The organism is Actinomycetospora atypica (assembly GCF_042653685.1).
Classification (GTDB): domain Bacteria; phylum Actinomycetota; class Actinomycetes; order Mycobacteriales; family Pseudonocardiaceae; genus Actinomycetospora; species Actinomycetospora atypica.
The window spans coordinates 1-17,763 of the sequence record NZ_JBHSIV010000002.1; the positions used below are offsets into that span (position 1 = coordinate 1).

21 protein-coding genes, 2 tRNA genes and 1 pseudogene are annotated in these 17,763 nt (G+C 74.2%); 15 read left to right on the forward strand and 9 right to left on the reverse strand.

Going from position 1 to position 17,763, the window contains the following annotated elements:
- The 3 genes and pseudogenes from ACFPBZ_RS01710 to ACFPBZ_RS01720 all read left to right on the forward strand — a co-directional run.
- A pseudogene (locus ACFPBZ_RS01710) lies at positions 1 to 662 on the forward strand (hypothetical protein); the annotation flags it as partial.
- Positions 663 to 696: 34 nt separating this feature from the next.
- On the forward strand, positions 697 to 825 hold the full coding sequence (locus ACFPBZ_RS01715; RefSeq protein WP_378034267.1) for a hypothetical protein: 129 nt from the start codon (positions 697 to 699) through the stop codon (positions 823 to 825).
- A 28-nt stretch (positions 826 to 853) separates the two neighbouring features.
- The gene (locus tag ACFPBZ_RS01720) at positions 854 to 1,225 is read left to right on the forward strand and encodes an MmcQ/YjbR family DNA-binding protein (RefSeq protein WP_378034268.1); all 372 of its coding nucleotides are present in this window, start codon (positions 854 to 856) and stop codon (positions 1,223 to 1,225) included.
- Here ACFPBZ_RS01720 and ACFPBZ_RS01725 read toward each other — a convergent pair.
- Both ACFPBZ_RS01725 and ACFPBZ_RS01730 read right to left on the reverse strand, forming a co-directional pair.
- Positions 1,209 to 2,192 (reverse strand): APC family permease, encoded by a 984-nt coding sequence (locus ACFPBZ_RS01725; RefSeq protein WP_378034269.1) that lies wholly within the window; start codon positions 2,190 to 2,192, stop codon positions 1,209 to 1,211. The genes ACFPBZ_RS01720 and ACFPBZ_RS01725 overlap by 17 nt on opposite strands.
- Positions 2,105 to 2,854 (reverse strand): APC family permease, encoded by a 750-nt coding sequence (locus ACFPBZ_RS01730; RefSeq protein ID WP_378034270.1) that lies wholly within the window; start codon positions 2,852 to 2,854, stop codon positions 2,105 to 2,107. Before ACFPBZ_RS01730 ends, ACFPBZ_RS01725 begins: the two co-directional genes overlap by 88 nt.
- Before the next feature lie 119 nt (positions 2,855 to 2,973).
- On the opposite strand from ACFPBZ_RS01730, the gene ACFPBZ_RS01735 reads away from it, so the two are divergent.
- Entirely contained in the window at positions 2,974 to 3,666 is a 693-nt protein-coding gene (locus ACFPBZ_RS01735; protein ID WP_378034271.1) for a PIG-L deacetylase family protein, read from the forward strand.
- Positions 3,667 to 3,685: 19 nt separating this feature from the next.
- Here ACFPBZ_RS01735 and ACFPBZ_RS01740 read toward each other — a convergent pair whose 3' ends face one another.
- The gene (locus tag ACFPBZ_RS01740; RefSeq protein WP_378034272.1) at positions 3,686 to 4,879 is read right to left on the reverse strand and encodes an aromatic ring-hydroxylating oxygenase subunit alpha; all 1,194 of its coding nucleotides are present in this window, start codon (positions 4,877 to 4,879) and stop codon (positions 3,686 to 3,688) included.
- Positions 4,872 to 6,068 (reverse strand): N-methyl-L-tryptophan oxidase, encoded by a 1,197-nt coding sequence (gene solA / locus ACFPBZ_RS01745; protein ID WP_378034273.1) that lies wholly within the window; start codon positions 6,066 to 6,068, stop codon positions 4,872 to 4,874. The genes ACFPBZ_RS01740 and solA overlap by 8 nt, the downstream gene beginning before the upstream one ends.
- A 449-nt stretch (positions 6,069 to 6,517) precedes the next feature.
- On the opposite strand from solA, the gene ACFPBZ_RS01750 reads away from it, so the two are divergent.
- The 5 genes from ACFPBZ_RS01750 (at position 6,518) to ACFPBZ_RS01770 (ending at position 11,053) form a co-directional block, all read left to right on the forward strand.
- Positions 6,518 to 7,432, forward strand: coding sequence for a LysR family transcriptional regulator (locus ACFPBZ_RS01750; protein WP_378034274.1), 915 nt, complete (start codon positions 6,518 to 6,520; stop codon positions 7,430 to 7,432).
- Between the two features lie 40 nt (positions 7,433 to 7,472).
- Complete coding sequence (locus ACFPBZ_RS01755; protein ID WP_378034275.1) at positions 7,473 to 8,669, forward strand: cytochrome P450; 1,197 nt, start codon at positions 7,473 to 7,475, stop codon at positions 8,667 to 8,669.
- A 65-nt stretch (positions 8,670 to 8,734) separates the two neighbouring features.
- Entirely contained in the window at positions 8,735 to 8,926 is a 192-nt protein-coding gene (locus tag ACFPBZ_RS01760) for a (4Fe-4S)-binding protein (protein WP_378034276.1), read from the forward strand.
- 52 nt (positions 8,927 to 8,978) lie between these two features.
- On the forward strand, positions 8,979 to 9,632 hold the full coding sequence (locus tag ACFPBZ_RS01765; RefSeq protein WP_378034277.1) for a TetR/AcrR family transcriptional regulator: 654 nt from the start codon (positions 8,979 to 8,981) through the stop codon (positions 9,630 to 9,632).
- Positions 9,629 to 11,053: a uracil-xanthine permease family protein gene (locus ACFPBZ_RS01770; RefSeq protein WP_378034278.1), complete on the forward strand. Its 1,425-nt coding sequence runs from the start codon at positions 9,629 to 9,631 to the stop codon at positions 11,051 to 11,053. The genes ACFPBZ_RS01765 and ACFPBZ_RS01770 overlap by 4 nt, the downstream gene beginning before the upstream one ends.
- On the opposite strand, the gene ACFPBZ_RS01775 is transcribed toward ACFPBZ_RS01770, so the two are convergent.
- Complete coding sequence (locus ACFPBZ_RS01775; protein ID WP_378034279.1) at positions 10,965 to 11,612, reverse strand: TetR/AcrR family transcriptional regulator; 648 nt, start codon at positions 11,610 to 11,612, stop codon at positions 10,965 to 10,967. The genes ACFPBZ_RS01770 and ACFPBZ_RS01775 overlap by 89 nt on opposite strands.
- Positions 11,613 to 11,709: 97 nt before the next feature.
- Between ACFPBZ_RS01775 and ACFPBZ_RS01780 the strand changes: the two genes are divergently transcribed.
- The 3 genes from ACFPBZ_RS01780 to ACFPBZ_RS01790 are packed head-to-tail and all read left to right on the forward strand — an operon-like array spanning position 11,710 to position 13,480.
- Entirely contained in the window at positions 11,710 to 12,057 is a 348-nt protein-coding gene (locus ACFPBZ_RS01780; protein WP_378034280.1) for an ArsR/SmtB family transcription factor, read from the forward strand.
- Positions 12,054 to 12,530 carry an SRPBCC family protein gene (locus ACFPBZ_RS01785; protein ID WP_378034281.1) on the forward strand — a complete coding sequence of 159 codons (477 nt, stop codon included), beginning with the start codon at positions 12,054 to 12,056 and terminating at the stop codon, positions 12,528 to 12,530. The genes ACFPBZ_RS01780 and ACFPBZ_RS01785 overlap by 4 nt, the downstream gene beginning before the upstream one ends.
- A 17-nt stretch (positions 12,531 to 12,547) precedes the next feature.
- Positions 12,548 to 13,480 (forward strand): alpha/beta hydrolase, encoded by a 933-nt coding sequence (locus ACFPBZ_RS01790; RefSeq protein ID WP_378034282.1) that lies wholly within the window; start codon positions 12,548 to 12,550, stop codon positions 13,478 to 13,480.
- 132 nt (positions 13,481 to 13,612) lie between these two features.
- Here ACFPBZ_RS01790 and ACFPBZ_RS01795 read toward each other — a convergent pair whose 3' ends face one another.
- The 3 genes from ACFPBZ_RS01795 to ACFPBZ_RS01805 form a co-directional block, all read right to left on the reverse strand.
- Positions 13,613 to 13,816, reverse strand: coding sequence for a cold-shock protein (locus ACFPBZ_RS01795; protein ID WP_378034283.1), 204 nt, complete (start codon positions 13,814 to 13,816; stop codon positions 13,613 to 13,615).
- A gap of 237 nt (positions 13,817 to 14,053) precedes the next feature.
- The gene (locus tag ACFPBZ_RS01800; RefSeq protein ID WP_378034284.1) at positions 14,054 to 14,602 is read right to left on the reverse strand and encodes a dihydrofolate reductase family protein; all 549 of its coding nucleotides are present in this window, start codon (positions 14,600 to 14,602) and stop codon (positions 14,054 to 14,056) included.
- An 87-nt stretch (positions 14,603 to 14,689) separates the two neighbouring features.
- Positions 14,690 to 14,763: transfer RNA gene (locus ACFPBZ_RS01805), tRNA-Gly, on the reverse strand.
- 599 nt (positions 14,764 to 15,362) lie between these two features.
- On the opposite strand from ACFPBZ_RS01805, the gene ACFPBZ_RS01810 reads away from it, so the two are divergent.
- Together ACFPBZ_RS01810 and ACFPBZ_RS01815 are read left to right on the forward strand one after the other, a co-directional pair.
- A tRNA-Pro gene (locus ACFPBZ_RS01810) sits at positions 15,363 to 15,439 on the forward strand.
- 148 nt (positions 15,440 to 15,587) lie between these two features.
- On the forward strand, positions 15,588 to 15,848 hold the full coding sequence (locus ACFPBZ_RS01815; RefSeq protein WP_378034285.1) for an ANTAR domain-containing protein: 261 nt from the start codon (positions 15,588 to 15,590) through the stop codon (positions 15,846 to 15,848).
- A gap of 15 nt (positions 15,849 to 15,863) precedes the next feature.
- Here ACFPBZ_RS01815 and ACFPBZ_RS01820 read toward each other — a convergent pair whose 3' ends face one another.
- Positions 15,864 to 17,225 (reverse strand): pyridoxal phosphate-dependent decarboxylase family protein, encoded by a 1,362-nt coding sequence (locus ACFPBZ_RS01820; RefSeq protein WP_378034286.1) that lies wholly within the window; start codon positions 17,223 to 17,225, stop codon positions 15,864 to 15,866.
- Between the two features lie 23 nt (positions 17,226 to 17,248).
- Here ACFPBZ_RS01820 and ACFPBZ_RS01825 point away from each other — a divergent pair, with 23 nt between their 5' ends.
- Positions 17,249 to 17,719: an NUDIX domain-containing protein gene (locus ACFPBZ_RS01825; RefSeq protein ID WP_378034287.1), complete on the forward strand. Its 471-nt coding sequence runs from the start codon at positions 17,249 to 17,251 to the stop codon at positions 17,717 to 17,719.
- Positions 17,720 to 17,763: the final 44 nt, after the last annotated feature.

Consider the following 17,763-nt stretch of genomic DNA (forward strand, 5'->3'; position numbering starts at 1 on the left):
TCCCGCGGCCCCGCCGCGCGCCCGAGGACCGGCCCCGACCGTCCGCCCCCGACGCGCTGCGCGCCCACCAGCGCGCGGCGCCGGAGCAGGCCACGCCGGGGTCGGACCGTCCGCGCCCCGCGGGGTCGGGTCGTCGGCGCCTGGAGGAGAGCTCCGCGGGCGCGCCCCGCGCGCTCTCCGGCACCTCCCGCCACACGGCCACCACCGCCCGCGGCCGCCGGGCGGAGGCCGAGGCCCCCGCGCCGACCGCCGTCACCCCGACCGCCCCAACCTCGTCCGCCCCCGCCTCGTCCGTCCCGGGTTCGACCGCGGCGCCGACCGCTCGCCTCCCGGCCCGTCCGGCGACGGAGACGCGGCCCGGCCCGGAGCCCCGCGTCCCGTACGACGACGACGCCACGCCCCCCTTCGGTGGCTGCATGACCTTCGGCGCCCACGCGGCGGGGGGCCGGCGGTCGTCGGCCCCCGCGCCCCGCGAGCCCGTGTCCGCATCGACCCCGCGCCCGACCATCCCGCGCCCGACCATCCCGCGCCCGACCATCCCGCGCCCGACCATCTCGCGCCCCACCACCTCGCCCTCGGCGCCCGGCCGCCACGCCGCCCCCGCCGGAGCCGGCGACCCCGCCCCGGCTCGCCACGCCGCCCGTTCACAGCCCGCCCGGTAGTCTCGAAGCGGACGAACCGGACGTGGAGGTGGCAGTGGAGACCGAGCGCGGGACCGACGAGCCGGTGGCGATGTCGGCCCACCGCCCCTGGGCGAAGATCGTGACCCTCGTGGTGCTCGGGGCCTTCCTGCTCTCGATCCTCGTCGGAGCCCTCCTGCTCTGACCCGGGCGGGCACTACCCTCCGACGGCCATGGACGCCGAAGCGCTGCTCGTGCGGGTCCGGGCCGCCTGTCTGGCGTTGCCCGAGGTGGTCGAGCGGCCCAGCCACGGCACCCCGTGCTGGTTCGTGCGCGGGAGGAAGACCTTCGTCATGTTCGCCGACCACACCCACGGCGACCCGCACGTCGCGCTGTGGGCCGCCGCCCCGCCCGGGGTGGCCGCGGAGCTGATCGCCGCGGAGCCCGCGCGGTTCTTCCGGCCGCCCTACGTCGGGCACCGCGGCTGGGTGGGCCTGCGCCTCGACCTGACCGGCGGGGACGCCCTCGACGACGACGAGCTCCGCGGGCTCGTCACCGACGCCTACCGCCACGTCGCGCCGAAGGGGCTCAGCGCGCGGGTGTGACCTCCTCGGGGGAGTCGCCGCGGTCGAGGTCGGCCTCGGCGCGCAGGCGCTGCACCATCTCGGGCCGGGCGAGCATGTGCGCCACCCCGCTGCGCACCCCCCACCCGTAGACCGCCAGCGCGAACACCGCGACGACCACGCTGTCCCACGGCGCCGGGACCAGCTCGGCGCCGTCGAAGCTGCCGAGCGCGGAGAACACCGTGATCCCGGCGAGGTAGACCACCAGCCAGTACCCGCCCGAGAGCTGCCCGGCGGGCCGGCCGGAGCGCAGCCACACCGCCACGTAGACGACCACCCCGATCGCGGTGATGGCCATCGCGACGCGCAGCTCGGTCCACGAGACCCAGAAGATGACCAGAGACGACACGACGAACGCGACCGGCGCCACCACGGTCATGCCGCGCAGCCGGCTGTCCTGCCGCGTCAGCCCCGAGCGGCGGAACGCGATGAGCGACACCGCGCCGATCTGGAAGGTGAAGGCCGCGATCGACCCGGTCACCGAGATGATCGAGTGCCAGCTCGGCAGCGGCAGCAGGTAGGCCAGCCCGATGACGAAGTTGATCGCGAGCGCCCGGGCGGGGACACCGCGCCCGTTCAGCCCGGTCAGCCAGGCGGGGAAGAAGCCGTTCTTGGCCAGGCCGAACACGTTGCGGGCGTTGGCGGCGGTGAACACGATGCCCGAGCCCGACGGGGAGAGCATCGAGTCGGCGATCAGCGTCCACGAGAGCCACGTCAGGCCCAGGACCATCGCGAGGTCGGCGAACGGCGAGTCGAAGTTGACGCCGTGCCAGCCCCCGAGCAGCGACGAGGCGGGCACGGCCCCGAGGAACGCCAGCTGCAGGCCGAGGTAGAGCACGATCGTCACGAGGATCGTCGTGATCAGGGCGCGCGGGACGGTCCGGCGGGGGTCGCGGGCCTCACCGGAGAGCTCGACGACGTTGCGGAAGCCGGTGTAGGCGAACACCATCCCGGCCGTCGCGATCGAGCCAGCGCAGCGCTCCAGCCGTACGGGGCGAAGCCGCCGTGGTCGGTCAGGTTGGCGGAGTCGAACCCGCTGGCGACGAGCAGGACGATCGTCGTCACCGGGATCAGGATCTTGATGGCGGTGATCGTCGTGTTGGAGCGGGCGAAGAGCCGCACCCCGAACCAGTTCAGCGCGACGAACCCGGCCATGAGCACGACGGCGATCGCGATGCCGGGCCCGGTGAGCTGGTCGTCCTCGTAGACCCCCGGCAGGTAGCTCGCCGCGTACTGGACGACGCCCGCGGCCTCCGTCGGCGGGTTGCCGACGTAGCTGATCCAGTTCGCCCACCCGACGATGCCGGCGGCGAGCCCGCCGTGGCTGTACATCGGGTAGCGCACCAGCCCGCCGGACTCGGGCTTGGCCATCCCCAGTTCGGCGAACACCAGCGCGACGCAGAGCATCAGCGCCCCGCCGATGACCCACGCGAGCATCGCGGCGGGCCCGGCGTCCTGCGCGGCGTACAGCGAGGAGAACAGCCACCCCGAGCCGATCACGCTGCCCAGCCCGGCCGCGAGCAGCGACCAGAACCCGAGGTCCTTGCGCAGCCCGGAGTCGGCCCGCTCGGTCCTGCCGGCGGTCACGTCCCCGCTCTGCGTCTCCGTCATGGCTGACGCTCTACTCGAGAGGTGAGCCCGGACACTCCCGGTCCACCGACTTGTTACCGAGAGTGTCCGATTCGCCGGGTTCCGGCTCCCGATCGGGCCGGTGGTGCAAGGTCGTCCCCATGGAACCGCTGCCCGACGACGTCGACCGCGTCCTCGCCGTCGCCGCCCACCCCGACGACCTCGAGTACGGCGTGTCCGCCGCCGTCGCCGCGTGGACCGCCGCCGGGAAGGAGGTCACCTACCTGCTCGTCACCCGCGGGGAGGCCGGCATCGCGACGACGCACCCGGGCGAGGCCGGCCCCGCGCGCGAGGCCGAGGAGCGGGCGAGCGCCGCCGCCGTGGGGGTGCACGACGTCCGGTTCCTCGACGGCCACGCCGACGGCACGGTCGTCGAGGGCCTCGCCCTGCGCCGCGACATCTGCCGGGTGGTCCGCGACGTGCGCCCCGACCTCGTCGTCACCCTCAACCACCACGAGCGCTGGGCCGGTGGGGTCGGCTGGAACTCCGCCGACCACCGCGCGGTGGGCCGCGCCGCGATCGACGCCGTCTCCGACGCCGGCACCCGCTGGATCTTTTCCGACGAGGGCGCGGCGCACTCGCCGCGGCACATCGCCGTGGCGGCGTCGGCGCACCCGACGCACGAGGTCGACGTGACCGGGTTCGTCGAGGCCGCGGTGGCCTCGCTGGCCTGCCACCGCCGCTACCTCGAGGCGCTGTCGGACGATCCGGTGCAGGAGCAGGCCCGCGCGGTCGTCGAGCGGATGGTGGGGGACCCGGCCGCCCCGCGTGTGCGCTTCGAGCTGCTGTTCTGAGCCCTTCCCCGACCTCCGGCTAGGACGCCCGGGCGACCGGGAGCTGGGCGGCGTACCAGTCGAGGAAGGCGGCGACGGAGGCCTCGACGACGGGGGAGAGCGGCCCCGGGCGGTAGCCCCGCGACGCGATCCCCGCGTAGTTGGCCTCGCACAGCTCCCAGTCCTGCTCGGAGGTCGCGCGCCAGACGGCGGTGAGGGCGTCGACGTCGGCGTCGTCGAGCCGGGCGTCGGCACGCACGAGGAAGCAGACCTCGACGTCGGTGGTGCCCGCGTCGACCGGGGTGAGGCGGGTGGTCATCGCGTAGTCGGCGTTGGCGTGCGCCCAGAGGTTCGGCAGGCCGACGATCCGGAGGCTCCCCACCTCGGCGTCGGGCAGCGTTCCCATCGTCGGCGCCACGAGCCGCCCGTCGAGGGTCTCGGTCGCGAAGCCGTCCTTGAGCGGGAGCCGGGCGAGGCGGAACCAGGCGTCGCCGGGGAAGGAGACGTCGTCGGGGTCGAGCCCGCGCGCGGCCCAGCGCTGCCGGGCGAGGGTGAGGGCCTCGTCGTAGCGGGGGTTGGCCCGCACGTCACCGTGGGTGCCCTGCTCGAAGTTCGAGAGCGAGAACTCGGGGTGGCTCCCGCGGCAGTGGTAGCACTCGCGGTTGTTCTCCACGAGCGTCTTCCAGTTCGCGGCGACCCGGTAGCGGTCGCGGGCGACGATGCGGGCGTCGGCGAGGCCGTGCGGGACGAGCCGGCGCTCGGCGGCCGCGGTGAACGCGTCCATCGAGCCCTCCGGCGCCCCGTCGTCGGCGAGGCGGAGGAAGACCAGGCCCGCCACCTCCCGCACCGCGACCGGCGCGAGCGTCACGGAGCTCGTCGGGAAGTTCTCGCCCATGAGCCGGGCCGAGCGCAGGCGGCCGTCGAGCCCGTAGACCCACTGGTGGTACGGGCAGACGAACGCCTTCGCGGTGCCGCACTCGGCGGTCGTCAGGCGGGAGCCGCGGTGCGCGCAGACGTCGTGGTGGGCGCGCAGGGTGCCGTCGTGGTCGCGGACGACGATCACCTGGTCGCGGCCCAGGGTGCGGCGGAACCAGTCGCCGGGGCCGAGCTCGCAGGTGTGTCCGGCGAACGTCCAGTTCCGGGCGAAGACGTGCTCGAGGTCGTCGGCGAAGACCGCGTCGTCGGTGTAGCAGGGCTGGGGCAGCGTGGTCCGGGTCAGGGTCTGCTCAGACATGGAACCTCCGCTCGAAGCCCGGGTCGAGCAGGGCCGGGCGGTCGAGCGAGAACGTGTCGATCGGGTGGCGGGAGCGGCCGGCGGTGGCCAGCTCGGCAAGGATCCGCCCGATCAGCGAGGCGAACTTGAAGGCGTGCCCGGCGCCGACGGCGACGTGGACGTTGGGGGCCTCGGGGACGGTGTCGATGACGAAGTGCTGGTCGGGCGGGATCGTGTAGAGGCAGGTCTTCGTGTACAGCTCGGGGCCGCCGAAGCCGGGCACGTGCTCGGCGAGGAACTCCTCCTGGCGCTTGCGGCGCAGCGGGTCGGCCTCGAAGGTGCGCGAGTCGGCGGTGACCTCGTGCCCGCCCATGTGCTGCCCGAGCTTCGTCGCGACCTCGCCGTAGACCGGGAAGCCGTAGAAGTTGTCGGCCCCGTGCCACATGAAGACGGGGAAGTTCTCGGGGGAGAAGGCGAGCAGGTTCGGGGTCGCGTAGTAGGTGACCTGCTCCTGCAGGACGGTCAGGGGCAGCTCGCGGCCGACGCCGGCGAGGACCTCGTTGGTGCGGGCGTCTGCGGTGACGATCACCTGCTCGGCGCGGTAGACCTCGTCGTCGGTGACGACCTCGACCCCGTCGCGCGTGGGGTGCAGCGCCCGGACCGGCGAGTCCTGCTCCACGTGTGCGCCGTGACCCCGGGCCAGGGCGACGTGCGTGGCGTTCGCGCGGCGGGCGTCGACGATGCCCGAGCGCCGCTGGTAGAGCGCCTGCTCGGTGCCCGAGAGCCGGAACTGCGGCCAGCGGTGGGTGACGCCCTTGGCGTCGAGCTCCTCGAGCGGCACGCCGTGGCGGGCCGCGACCGCGCGGTACCCGTCCATGTTGCGCGACCCGGTGTCGGCGCCCCGGCGGGCCTCGACGTCCTCGATGACGAGCCCGCCGGTCTCGACGACGAGCTGCTGGCCCGAGACGCGTTCGACGTCGTGCCAGGCGTCGTAGGCCGCGGGGGCGAGGGCGGCGTAGGCGTCCTCGTGCTGGGCGTACCGGATGATCCGGCTGTGGTCCTGGCTGGCGCCGCGGTCGTGCCCGAGGTGGTGGGCCTCGAGGCCGAGCACGGCGCCCTCGCGGCTCCCCGCCGCACGGGCGAGCCAGTAGAGGGCGGCGGAGCCGAGGCCCCCGCATCCCACGACGACGTAGCGGTGGTCGCTGTTCATGTCCGAACGCGCTCCCGGGTCGGATCCTGTCGGTCGCGTTCCACCCTGGGTCCCGACGAGGCCCCGTGGTGCGGATCCGCGATCAGGGCTGCCACTGCTCCGAGAAGGGCCGCCTTATGTCGGACGCGGTCGGACGAGGGCGCCCTGCCGGCCGGGCGAGTGCCCGGGGCGCAACAACCCGGGCGTTGCGGGACGCACACGGCCACCGGCGCGTCGACGTGCCCCGATGCCGGCGTTGCGGGCCGCAACGGCCTGCGGACCGAGTGCGAGCGCGGACCACCGTGTGCGGGCCGCAACGCCCGCTGCGGGGCCGGCTCCGGGCGGGCGCCAGGTCGACGAGGCGCGGGACCCGCGGCTCCGGGACACGGACACTCCGTCGTCGGCGACTGCCCGGCCCGGCTCGCGGGTCGTCGTGCCGCTCCTCGTCCCCTGGGGGCACCATCGGGACCATGGACCTCGAGCTCCGGCAGCTGCGGACCTTCCTGGCCGTGGCGACCGAGCTGCACTTCAGCCGCGCGGCGCGCCGCCTGCACGTCAGCCAGCCCGCGCTCTCGCAGCAGGTCCGCGCGCTGGAGAAGAGTCTCGGGGTCGCGCTGTTCGACCGCTCGAGCCGGGCCACCGAGCTGACCGCCGCGGGCCGGGTGCTCTTCGAGGCGGCGCCGCGGGTGCTCTACGAGGCCGAGCGGGCGCAGGCGCTGGTGACCCAGGCCGCCCAGGGCGCGGTGGGCCTGCTGGTGGTGGGCTCGGTGGGGACGGCCCTGGCGTCGATCACGCCGCGCATCCTGCGCTCGGTGCGGGCCTCGTTCCCCGACCTGCGGCTCGAGGTGAGCCAGCACGACACCTCCGCCCAGCTCGTGGCCCTCGCCGACGGGCGCCTCGACGTCGGCCTCGTCCGCGCCGCGCGGCCCACCGAGTCCGTGGCTGTCGACCACCTCGTGGCCGAGCCGCTGCTGTGCGCCGTGCCGACCGACCACCGGCTGGCGGGCGGCCCGACCGTCGACCCGGCCGCGCTCGCCGACGAGCCGTTCGTGCTCTGGCCCCGCCCGCTCGGGCGCGCGTTCTTCGACATCATCGTCAGCTACTGCCTCGACCACGGCTTCAGCCCCCGCATCGTCGCCGAGGGCGCCGACATCGAGACCCAGCTGGGGCTCGTCGCCGCCGGGCTCGGGGTGTCGCTGCAGCCCTCCTACTACGCCAACCTGCGCCCGCCGGGGGTCGTGTTCCTGCCGCTGGAGGGCGACGTCCCGGAGGTCGCGCTGCAGGTGGCCTACCGGCGCAGCGACCGCTCCCCGGCGGTCGCGCACTTCGTCGCGGCGGCCCTGGAGTGCGCCGCCGGGATGAGTCCGGCCCCTGGAGCGGTGTAGGTGGAAGTGGGCTCCCGAATCCGGTGCTAGCGTCGGGAGCATGGCCGCCCCCACCGCCCTCCCGCTCCACATGCAGCGCGACCGGTTCGACCCGCCGGCGCGCATGGCGGACCTGCGCGGGCGGCCCGGCCTCGAGCGGGTCACCACCCCGCTCGGCCTGACCGCGTGGCTCGTCACGCGCTACGCCGACGTGCGGGAGGTCCTCGGCGACGCGACGCGCTTCTCCAGCGCGGGTCTGCCGGCCCTGCCCGGCTCCGACGACGACCAGCGCGCCGGCAACCTGCTGATGATCGACCCGCCGGAGCACACCCGGCTGCGGCGCCTGCTGACCGGCGAGTTCACGGTCAAGCGCATCCGCCGGCTGCAGCCGCGGGTCTCCGAGATCGTCACCGACCACCTCGACGCGATGGCGCAGGCCGGGCCGCCCGCCGACCTCGTCGAGCAGTTCGCGCTGCCGATCCCGAGCCTCGTCATCTGCGAGCTGCTCGGGGTGCCCTACGCCGACCGCGCGGAGTTCCACCGGCGCGCCTCGGTGCAGCTCGACCTGACCCGCCCGCTCTCCGAGCGCGGTGCCGTGGCCTCGGAGTCGCGCGCCTACATGGGCACGCTCGTCGACCGGGCCCGCGCCGAGCCGGGCGAGGACATGCTCGGGATGCTGGTGCGCGAGCACGGCGACGACCTCACCCGCGCCGAGCTCGTCGGCGTCGCGTCGCTGCTGCTCATCGCCGGGCACGAGACCACGGCGAACATGCTCTCCCTCGGCACCCTCGCGCTGCTGGAGAACCCGGAGCAGGCCGCGACCGTGCGCGACGACCCGGAGGCCACGGCCCCGGCCGTCGAGGAGCTCATGCGGTTCCTGTCGGTGGTGCACTCCGGGGTCCCGCGGCGCGTGACCCGCGACACCGACGTGGCCGGCTCCCCGGTCTCGGCCGGCGACCTGCTCGTCGTGTCCCTGCCCTCCGCCGACCGCGACCGGGCCCTGGTGGAGGACCCCGACCGGCTCGACGTGGGGCGGGGCAGGGCGAGCGGAGCGACGGGGAGTGGACCTGCGTCGCACCACGTGGCGTTCGGCCACGGGGTGCACCACTGCCTCGGGGCACCGCTGGCGCGCATGGAGATGGCCACCGCGTTCCCCGCCCTGCTGCGCCGCTTCCCGGCCCTCGCGGTGGCGGGCGAGCCGGAGTTCCGGTCGGCCGCCGTGGTCTACGGACTGCGGCACCTGCCGGTCACCTGGTGAGATCGACCCCGACCACACCGAGCGGCACCACCACCACCTCCGGCCACCGGGAGAGGAACCCACCCATGAAGATCCTTGCCGACCGCGACGTCTGCATCGGCGCCGGCAACTGCGTGCTGGCGGCCGAGAACGTGTTCGACCAGGACGACGACGCGGTCGTCGTCGTCCTCGACGAGGCCCCGGAGGGCGCCGACGCCGAGAAGGCCCGCAACGCGGTGGGCTCGTGCCCGTCGGGTGCCCTCTCCATCGAGGAGTGACGGGTCGGTCGAGGACTGGCGGGAGTCCCGTGCGCTGCTAGCGTCGCGCCCCGTGACCGACCCGACGGCGCGGCCGTTGCGCGCGGACGCCCTGCGCAACCACCGCGCCATCGTCGCGGCGGCGCGCGAGGCGTTCGAAGAGCTCGGTCCCGACGTGCCGCTGGAGGAGGTCGCGCGCCGCGCCGGGGTCGGGCCCTCGACGCTCTACCGGCGCTTCGGCGGGCGCGAGGAGCTGGTGACGGCCGTCTTCAGCGAGTACTTCGACGAGGCCGTCGAGCCCCTGTTCGCGCGCGCGACCGCGGAGTCCGACCCGATGCGCGCGGTCGAGGTGGTCGTCGAGGGGATGGCTCGGGCCTTCGTGCACCGCCGCGGCATCCTGCGCGCCGCCAAGGACGCGGGCGCGTTCACCGTCGACCTCGTGCTGCGCTTCGTCGGCCCGCTGCACGACCTCGTGACGCGCGCCCGGGAGGCCGGCGTCGTCCGCGCCGACCTCGAGGTCCGGGACCTGCCCGCCGCGGCGCACATGCTCGCGAGCGTGGCGGCCCCGTTCGGCGGCGAGGTCCAGGAGGACCGCTGGAACCGCTACCTGGCCTTCGTGCTCGACGCGCTCGCCGCCGGCGCCGAGCGCACCCCCCTGCCCCAGCTCGACCCACCACCGCGCGCCGAGGTCGCCGAGCGGCTCGGACAGACCGGGAGCCCCGTGTGAGCAGCCCCTTCCGCTGGACCGTGCACGGCGACGGCCGCGCCCCCGCCCCGGGAGAGGTGGTGCGCCCCGACGAACGGATGAGCTGGGGCCGCACCGTCGGCATGGGCCTGCAGCACGTGCTGGCCATGTTCGGCGCGACGTTCGTCTTCCCCGTGCTCATGGGGCTCGACCCGAACCTCGCGATCCTCCTCTCCGGGTTCGCGACGATGCTGTTCCTGCTGATGACCCGGGGGCGCGTCCCCAGCTACCTCGGGACGAGCGCCTCGTTCGTCGGGGTGGTCGCCGCGGTGCGGGCCGACGGCGGCACGAGCGCCGAGGTCACGGGTGCGATCGCGGTGACGGGCGTGGTGCTCGCGCTCGTCGGGCTCGCCGTGCACCTCGGCGGCGCCCGCGTGATCTCCGCGATCCTCCCGCCCGCGGTGACCGGTGCGGTCGTCCTGCTGATCGGGTTCAACCTCGCGCCCGTGGTGGCCGGCGTGTACTGGCCCCAGGACCAGGGCGTCGCCCTGGTGACGATGCTCGTCGTCATGGTGATCGCGGTCGCCGGGCGCGGCATGCTCGGGCGGCTCGCGATCCTGGTGGGCCTCGTGGTCGGCTACCTGCTCTCGATCGTCCTCGACGCCGTGCTCGGACCCATCACCGCGCCCGACGGCTCCGGCGTCGTCTCCGCCCACCCGCGGGTCGACCTCTCCGGGGTCTCCGACGTCCCGTGGATCGGGCTGCCGCTCGGCACCCCGGACGCCCCGGGCCTGCACCTGCCCGCGTTCAGCGCCTCGGCGATCCTCGTCGTCGTGCCCGTGGTGGTCGCGCTCATCGCGGAGAACACCGGGCACGTCAAGGCGGTCGCGTCGATGACCCGCGAGGACCTCGACCCCTACCTCGGGCGCGCGCTCGCCGCGGACGGCATCGCCACCGCCGTCGCCGGGGGAGTGGGCGGGTCGCCGACCACCACCTACGCGGAGAACATCGGCGTCATGGCGGCGACCCGCGTGTACTCGACGGCCGCCTACTGGGTCGCCGCGGTGGTCGCGGTGCTGATCGGGTTCTGCCCGAAGTTCGGGGCGGTCGTCGCGGCCACCCCGGGCGGCGTGCTCGGCGGGATCACCGTGGTGCTCTACGGGATGATCGGCCTGCTCGGGGCCCGGATCTGGGTGGAGAACAAGGTCGACTTCTCCCGCCCCGAGGTCCTCGTGCCGCTCGCCGCGGGCATCGTCATCGGGGTCGGCGACGTGACGATGCGCTACGCGGGCGGGCAGTTCGGCGGGATCGCCCTGGGGACGGTGGTGACGATCGTCGGCTACCACGTGATGCGCCGGCTCGCGCCGCGCGAGGTCACTCCGCCGGAGGAGCAGTCCCCGCCGGAGCCGTCCCGCCCGGAGCCGTCCCGCCCGGAGTCTCCAGACCGCGCAGCAGAGCGGTGAGGGCGCGCCCGAGGAGGTCGTCGGCGACCGCCTCGGGCCGCAGCCGGCGGTGCTGGACGAGCCCGCGGGCCAGGGCGGTGGCGACCGTGCCCACCTCGTCGTCGGACATCGGGAAGCTCGTCCGGCGGCGGGCGCGCTCCGCGGCGACCATCTCGGTGACCACGCCCTGCACCCGCCGGTGGTGCTCGGCGAGCTCGACCCCGAACGCGGGGGAGCGCACGGCGTAGAGCCACGCCTCCGCGCCGAGCTCGGCGAGGTGGTCGGAGTCGGCCTCGGCGAGGAACTGCCGGTTCAGGGCGGGCACGGCGGCCTCGAACCCGTCGGCGAGCTCGGCCTGCGCCGCGGCGAACTCGCTCTGCGCGCGCCGCTCCATCAGCGCGACGAAGAGCTTCTCCTTGGTGGTGAAGTGCGCGTAGACCGAGCCGACCGACACGCCGGCGGTGCGGGCGATCTCCTCCACCGACGCGGCGCCGTAGCCCCGCGCGGCGAAGACCGTCGTCGCGGCGTCGAGGAGGTTCTCGTGGGTGCGAGCCTTCGCGGCAGCGCGGGAGCCGGCCATCCGCCCAGTCTCCCGGTCGAGTGTTCGTTGACTTCCGAGCCTCGGTAGTCCTACAGTCGTACTCAACCGCAAGGTTGAACAACGGAGGTCGAGTCGGGTGGACGACGAGCTGTCGCGGGCGTTCTCCGCACTCGCCGACCCCATCCGACGCGACATCGTCGCCCGTCTCACCGCGGACGACATGACGGTCACGGAGCTCGCGTCGGCCTACGACGTGAGCTTCCAGGCCGTCTCGAAGCACCTGCGGGTGCTCGAGACGGCCGGTCTGATCACCCGCCGGCGGGACGGCCAGCAGCGCTGGGCGCACCTCGAGGTCGACGTGTTCGACCTGCTCACCGGCTGGCTCGACACCTACCGCCGCCGGGCCGACGCCCGGTACCGGCGGCTCGACGAGGTCCTTCGCGCGACCACGAACACGACCACGACCACGAGGAGAGAACCATGAACACCGCCCTGGCCACCCGCATCGAGGCCGACCCCACGGTCCCGGCCATCCGCATCACCCGCGAGTTCGACGCCCCGCCGTCGGCGGTCTACCGCGCGCACGTCGACCCCGAGCTCGTCGTGCAGTGGCTCGGCCCGCGCCGGCTGACGATGACGCTGCAGCGCTGGGAGCCCGAGACCGGCGGCGGCTACCGCTACACGCACGTCGGCGAGGACGGCGTGGAGCACCACTTCTTCGGGTCGTTCCACGAGCTCCGTCCCGACGAGCGCATCGTCCAGACCTTCACCTACGCCGGCTTCCCCGAGGGAGTGGCCCTGGAGACGATGACCCTCGTGCCGCTGCCCGACGGACGCACCCGCCTGGAGGGCTTCTCGCTGTGCGACTCGTTCGAGGCGCGCGACGGGATGCTTCACTCCGGGATGGACGAGGGGGTGGTCGAGGGCTACGAGCGCCTGGACGAGATCCTCTCCTGACGAGGAGGAGTGGTCACGTGCCCTGGTGGGACCCCGAGCTCGCGCCGGCCCTGGAGGCGTACCGCGCCGCCACGGGAGGCGGTCGCGGCAACCTGAGCGACCCGGCCGTGCTGGCCGTGCTGCGCGACCCGGGGCCCGACCCGGCGCCGGAGCGGGACGTCACGTGGTCGTCGGGAACGGTGGGGAACACCGCCGGCGACCACGACGTCCCGGTCCGGATCTACCGTCCCGCCGAGCCCGATCCCCGGCGGCACGGCTACGTGCTCCTCCACGGCGGCGGGCTGTCGTTCGGGCACCTCAACACCGAGCACCGGCGCTGCCTCGCGCTCTGCCGCGACACCGGCGCCGTGGGGATCAGCGTCGACTTCCGGATGGCGCCCGAGAACCCGCCGGCGGTGATCCTCGACGACGCCTACTCGGTGCTGCGGCACGTCACGGAGCACCCGCAGGACTACGACGTCGACCCGCGGCGGATCGCGGTCACCGGCGCGAGCGGGGGCGGGATGCTGACGCTGTCGCTCGCCCAGCTGGCCCGCGACCGCGGCGACACCGACCCGATGCTGCAGCTCGCGCTCTACCCGAACACCGACGACCGGGCGCTGCCCGGGCACGCCTCACGGCGCGAGGACCTCCCGGTGATCCCGGAGGAGGCGATCGCGCAGGTGATGGCGAACCTCGGTCCGCCCGCGCCCTCCATCGTCCCCAACCGCACCGAGGACCTCTCCGGGCTCTGCCCGGCGTTCGTGCTCGTCGGCGGGAACGACCCGCTGCGCGACGAGGCCGTGGACTACGCCTGGCGGATGATGCGCTCGGGTGTCACCACCGAGCTGCACGTGGTTCCGGGGCTGTCGCACGCGTTCGACCTGCTCGCGCCCGACTCCGAGGCGACCCGGACGGCCGACCGGCTCATGGCGGCGGCGCTGCACCGGGCATCGTCGAGCCGGGACTGATCTTCAAGAGGGGAAAAGGGTCCGGACATGCCGAAGGGGCTGTGTTTCCACGGGTATGAGGCGTGGAAGCACAGCCCCCGGCGGGCTGGGCGCGGCACCCTGACGGCGGCGCCCTGCCCGGTCAGGCGATGATCAGAGCGCCTGAACGGAGTCGGCCTGCGGGCCCTTCTGGCCCTGGCTGGACTCGAAGCTCACCCGCTGGTTCTCCTCCAGCGACCGGAAGCCGCCGCCCTGGATCGCCGAGTAGTGGACGAAAACGTCCTTGCCACCGTCGTCAGGAGCGATGAAGCCGAAGCCCTTCTCGGCGTTGAACCACTTGACTGTTCCTTCAGTCATCCATCCTCTTTCGGGTCGAGCTGTTCCTGGGCGACCTGCCCAAGAGCGTTGCCCGACCGCGACGCACAGAAGAAGGTCATCAATCCTTCTAGCCATGTCAGCCGGGCCGTTGTCACATCATCCACGGAAACCCGAGCACGGCGAGGAAAACGAGACTGCAACGATCACAACGTAGCACGCGGGCCGCTTCTCGCGTCCTCGGCCCCCGACGAGGGGCGCCTCCCGAGCGGTCAACGGTCAGGCGGTCGCCGTCGGCTCGTACCGCATCGCCACCACGCCGTCGCCGAAGTCCTCCCGGTCCACCAGCGTCAGGTCGACGTAGTGGGAGAGGCCGGCGAACAGCCACGGGCCGTGCCCCGCGAGCCGGGGGTGCAGCACGAACTCGTACTCGTCGATGAGACCGAGGTCCGCCAGGGCCAGTGGCAATGTCAGGCCCCCGGTGGTCACCCCGTTCGGGCAGGCCTCCTTCAGCTGCCGGACGGCCGTCCCCAGGTCGTCGGCGGGCAGGAGCTCCGCGTTCCAGTCGACCTGCTCCAGGGTGCTCGACACGACGTACTTCCGGGCCGCGTCGATCGTCACGGCGAACGGCTCCGGCGACCCGACCGGCTCGGCCGGCAGCCGCCACGCCCCCTCCATCAGCTCGTAGGTGACGCGGCCGAGCAGCATCGCGTCGGCCCGCTCGATGGCCTCGAGGGCGTTGCGGTGCACGGCCTCGTTCGGGATACCGGCGCGGTGGTCGCCGCAGCCGTCGAGGGTGAGGTTGATCGAGTAGCGGAGGGACCCCATGCGCGCGGAGCCTAGCGTCGGCCGGTGCTTCCCGGTACCAGGTAGTACGGTTCTACTACCTCGTGCCTCTGACCTGCGCCGACGGTGTGGAGCGGGCGACGGGAATCGAACCCGCGTAGCCAGTTTGGAAGACTGGGGCTCTACCATTGAGCTACGCCCGCGATGGCCCGCGTACGGGCCGCTCCCACCGTAGCCGATCGCCGGTCGGCGGCAGGGTCCCGGGCGTCCCTCCGGGACGGTTGCTCCGTCCGGGGGGTTGCCCTCCGGGGTGAACTTCTGGTCTCTGAATCGGTCAGTAGACGCTCTGTCACGGTGCAGGTCTGGCCCCGCAGCTTGTGAACGAGTACACAAGCGCGATCGTCGGACGCCGTGGGTCCGGGCAGGTTGTCCCGTTGTGACCCTCACCTGGTACTTCACGGTAGGCCCGACGAGGCGACCACCATGGTCGGTGGCCGACACGACGACCGGAGGGAAGTTCGAACATGGACACGCAGCGCGACAACAGGGTCATGGACGCCGACGAGGACCACATCGTCCGCGGGCTCGACTGACCAGTAGGTGACGGGCGGGCGCGGACGACGAGGTCCGCAGGCCCACCCATGCACTCCGGCCGACCGGCGACCACCGGCCGGCCGTCGAGGAGCGGTGGTCACGACAGGCCGCCGCCGCGCCGCCCCGATGCCCGGAGAGACCCTCCGGGCCGGGCGCCGGTGAATCCGCGAGGAACCCTGGAGCCGGAGAGCCCTACACTCTCCCTGCACGGGGTGTAGCGCAGCTTGGTAGCGCACTCGCTTTGGGAGCGAGGGGCCGTGGGTTCGAATCCCGCCACCCCGACCAGCAGGTATCCGCCCTCGATGCGACGGGCCGGCGTCCGAGTGGACGCGCCCGGCCCGGTGGGCGCACGCTGGCCGTGGCATCGCACGGCCCGGACCCGCCGTGTCACCGGTCGCGTGTCTCTCCCGCGACCCGAACGGAAGGGCCACCGATGGAGCCCGACGACCTGCCCGGCGTCCTCGCGGACCGCGTGACGGTGCACCGGGCGGAGGGCGTCCTGGCGACGATGTTCGACGTGTCGATCGCCCAGGCACACCGGGACCTGGAGCTGCGGGCCCAGCTCGCCGACGGGTCCCTCGCGTCCGCCGCCCAGCAGGTCCTGGACGACCACGCACGCCGCATCGCCGTCCCGGCACCTCCCGAGGTCGACGAGCGGGTCCTCGCGGTCCTCCGGCGGCACCTGAACGCCTGAGGCGGGCGAGCGCCGTCAGAGGGCGTCGAGGAGCTCCAGGATCCGCGTCGTCGACCGCGTGACGTCGGCCGGCGTCGTCGACCAGTTCGACACCGAGAACCGCACGGCCGGCTCGCCGTCCCACACCGTGGTGCCCACCCAGCACGTGCCGTCGCGCTGCACCGCGGCGGCGAGGTCGCGGGCGTCGACGCCGTCGGCGCGGACCAGGACCTGGTTGAGCACCACGTCGTTGAGGATCCGCACCCGGTCGTGGCGCCCGAGCTCGAGAGCAGCCTGGGAAGCCAGGGCGCAGCACCGCTCCACCAGGTCCGCGACGCCGTCGCGCCCCAGACTGCGCAGCGCCGCGTAGACCGGGACCGCCCGGGCGCGGCGGGAGTTCTCGGGGGTGCGGGCGGACGGGTCGAGGTCGCCGAGCGGCAGGTAGGCGGCCGAGGTGGTCAGCGCCCCGGTGAGGGCCGCCGGATCGCGGACGACCGCCATCGCGCAGTCGTAGGGGACGTTGAGCCACTTGTGCGCGTCGACCGCCCACGAGTCGGCCCGCTCCGCGCCCGCCACGAGGTGCTGCCGGGCCGGGGCGGCGGCGGCCCAGAGCCCGAAGGCGCCGTCGACGTGCAGCCAGCTCTCCGTGCGGTCGGAGAGCAGGTCGGCGATCGCGTCGAGGGGGTCGCACGCCCCGGTGGCCACGTTCCCGGCCTGGGCGCACACCAGCACCGGGCCGTCGACCCCGTCGAGCCGGTCGGCCAGGGCGTCGGCGCGCATCCGGCCCTGGTCGTCGACGGCCACCCGCACCGCCCGCGCCGACCCGAGGCCGAGCAGGCGCAGGGCCTGGGTCAAAGTCGCATGCGCCTGGTCGCCGACCAGCACGGTCGGGACCGGGGCCCCGGCGAGCCCGTCGGCCCCGTCGTCCCAGCCGCGGGCGGCCAGCAGTGACCGTCGGGCCGCGGCCAGGCAGGTCACGTTCGCCATCTGCGCGCCCGTGACGAAGCCGAGCGCGGCATCGTCGGGAAGGCGGAGCAGGTCGAGCACCCAGGCCGCGGCGACGTCCTCGATCACGGCGGCGGCCGGGGACATGACGTAGGTGGCGGCGTTCTGGTCGGCGGCGGTGACCAGCCACTCCGCGCCGACGGCGGCCGGGAGGGCCCCGCCGGTGACGAACCCGAAGTAGCGGGGGCCGGCGCTCGCGACGAGCCCCGGCTCCCAGGCCCGCGTGAGGTCGGAGAGCACCCGGTCCACCGGCTCCCCCCGATCCGGGAGGTGGTCGTCGACCCCGGCGCGCACGTCGGCGGCGTCGACCGGCACGCCGACCGGCCGGGTCGACAGCGACTCCAGCCAGCGGGCCGACCACCGACCGACCTGGGCGACGACGTCCTCGAACACGCCGGGCACCCTACGGTGACCCCGTGGTGCGCCAGGACTTCTTCGACGACCCCGCCGCGCCGGCCGCGATCGGCCGCATCCCCGGCGCCTCCGCGTGCGTGCGCGACGAGCGGGGCCGGATCCTGCTGATCCGCCGCGAGGACACCGGCCAGTGGGCGCTGCCCGGCGGCATCTTCGAGCTCGACGAGACCATCGCCGAGTGCGCCGTGCGGGAGACCCGCGAGGAGTCGGGCGTCGAGATCGAGGTGACGGGCCTCGTCGGGCTCTACACCGACCCCCGCCACGTCACCCTGCTCGACGACGGCCGCGCCCTGCAGCCCCTCGCGGTCTGCTTCCACGCCCGGCCCGTCGGGGGAGAGGCGCGCGCGGACGGGGTGGAGACGACGGCGGTCGAGTGGGTGGAGCCCGGGCGGCTCGGCGAGTACGACCTGTTCACCAACCACGCCCACCGCATCGCCGACGCCCTGACCCGGGACGTTCCCCGGTTGGCCTGACACACCGGCCCGCCGTCACGCGATCAGGAATCGAGAAGCACCGA

Coding starts and splice junctions, on each gene's coding strand:
- ACFPBZ_RS01720 (WP_378034268.1), top strand. CDS start 854: ATGGACGCCGAAGCGCTGCTCGTGCGGGTCCGGGCCGCCTGTCTGGCG.
- ACFPBZ_RS01725 (WP_378034269.1), bottom strand. CDS start 2,192: ATGGTGTTCGCCTACACCGGCTTCCGCAACGTCGTCGAGCTCTCCGGT.
- ACFPBZ_RS01730 (WP_378034270.1), bottom strand. CDS start 2,854: ATGACGGAGACGCAGAGCGGGGACGTGACCGCCGGCAGGACCGAGCGG.
- ACFPBZ_RS01735 (WP_378034271.1), top strand. CDS start 2,974: ATGGAACCGCTGCCCGACGACGTCGACCGCGTCCTCGCCGTCGCCGCC.
- ACFPBZ_RS01740 (WP_378034272.1), bottom strand. CDS start 4,879: ATGTCTGAGCAGACCCTGACCCGGACCACGCTGCCCCAGCCCTGCTAC.
- solA (WP_378034273.1), bottom strand. CDS start 6,068: ATGAACAGCGACCACCGCTACGTCGTCGTGGGATGCGGGGGCCTCGGC.
- ACFPBZ_RS01750 (WP_378034274.1), top strand. CDS start 6,518: ATGGACCTCGAGCTCCGGCAGCTGCGGACCTTCCTGGCCGTGGCGACC.
- ACFPBZ_RS01755 (WP_378034275.1), top strand. CDS start 7,473: ATGGCCGCCCCCACCGCCCTCCCGCTCCACATGCAGCGCGACCGGTTC.
- ACFPBZ_RS01760 (WP_378034276.1), top strand. CDS start 8,735: ATGAAGATCCTTGCCGACCGCGACGTCTGCATCGGCGCCGGCAACTGC.
- ACFPBZ_RS01775 (WP_378034279.1), bottom strand. CDS start 11,612: ATGGCCGGCTCCCGCGCTGCCGCGAAGGCTCGCACCCACGAGAACCTC.
- ACFPBZ_RS01785 (WP_378034281.1), top strand. CDS start 12,054: ATGAACACCGCCCTGGCCACCCGCATCGAGGCCGACCCCACGGTCCCG.
- ACFPBZ_RS01795 (WP_378034283.1), bottom strand. CDS start 13,816: ATGACTGAAGGAACAGTCAAGTGGTTCAACGCCGAGAAGGGCTTCGGC.
- ACFPBZ_RS01800 (WP_378034284.1), bottom strand. CDS start 14,602: ATGGGGTCCCTCCGCTACTCGATCAACCTCACCCTCGACGGCTGCGGC.
- ACFPBZ_RS01815 (WP_378034285.1), top strand. CDS start 15,588: ATGGAGCCCGACGACCTGCCCGGCGTCCTCGCGGACCGCGTGACGGTG.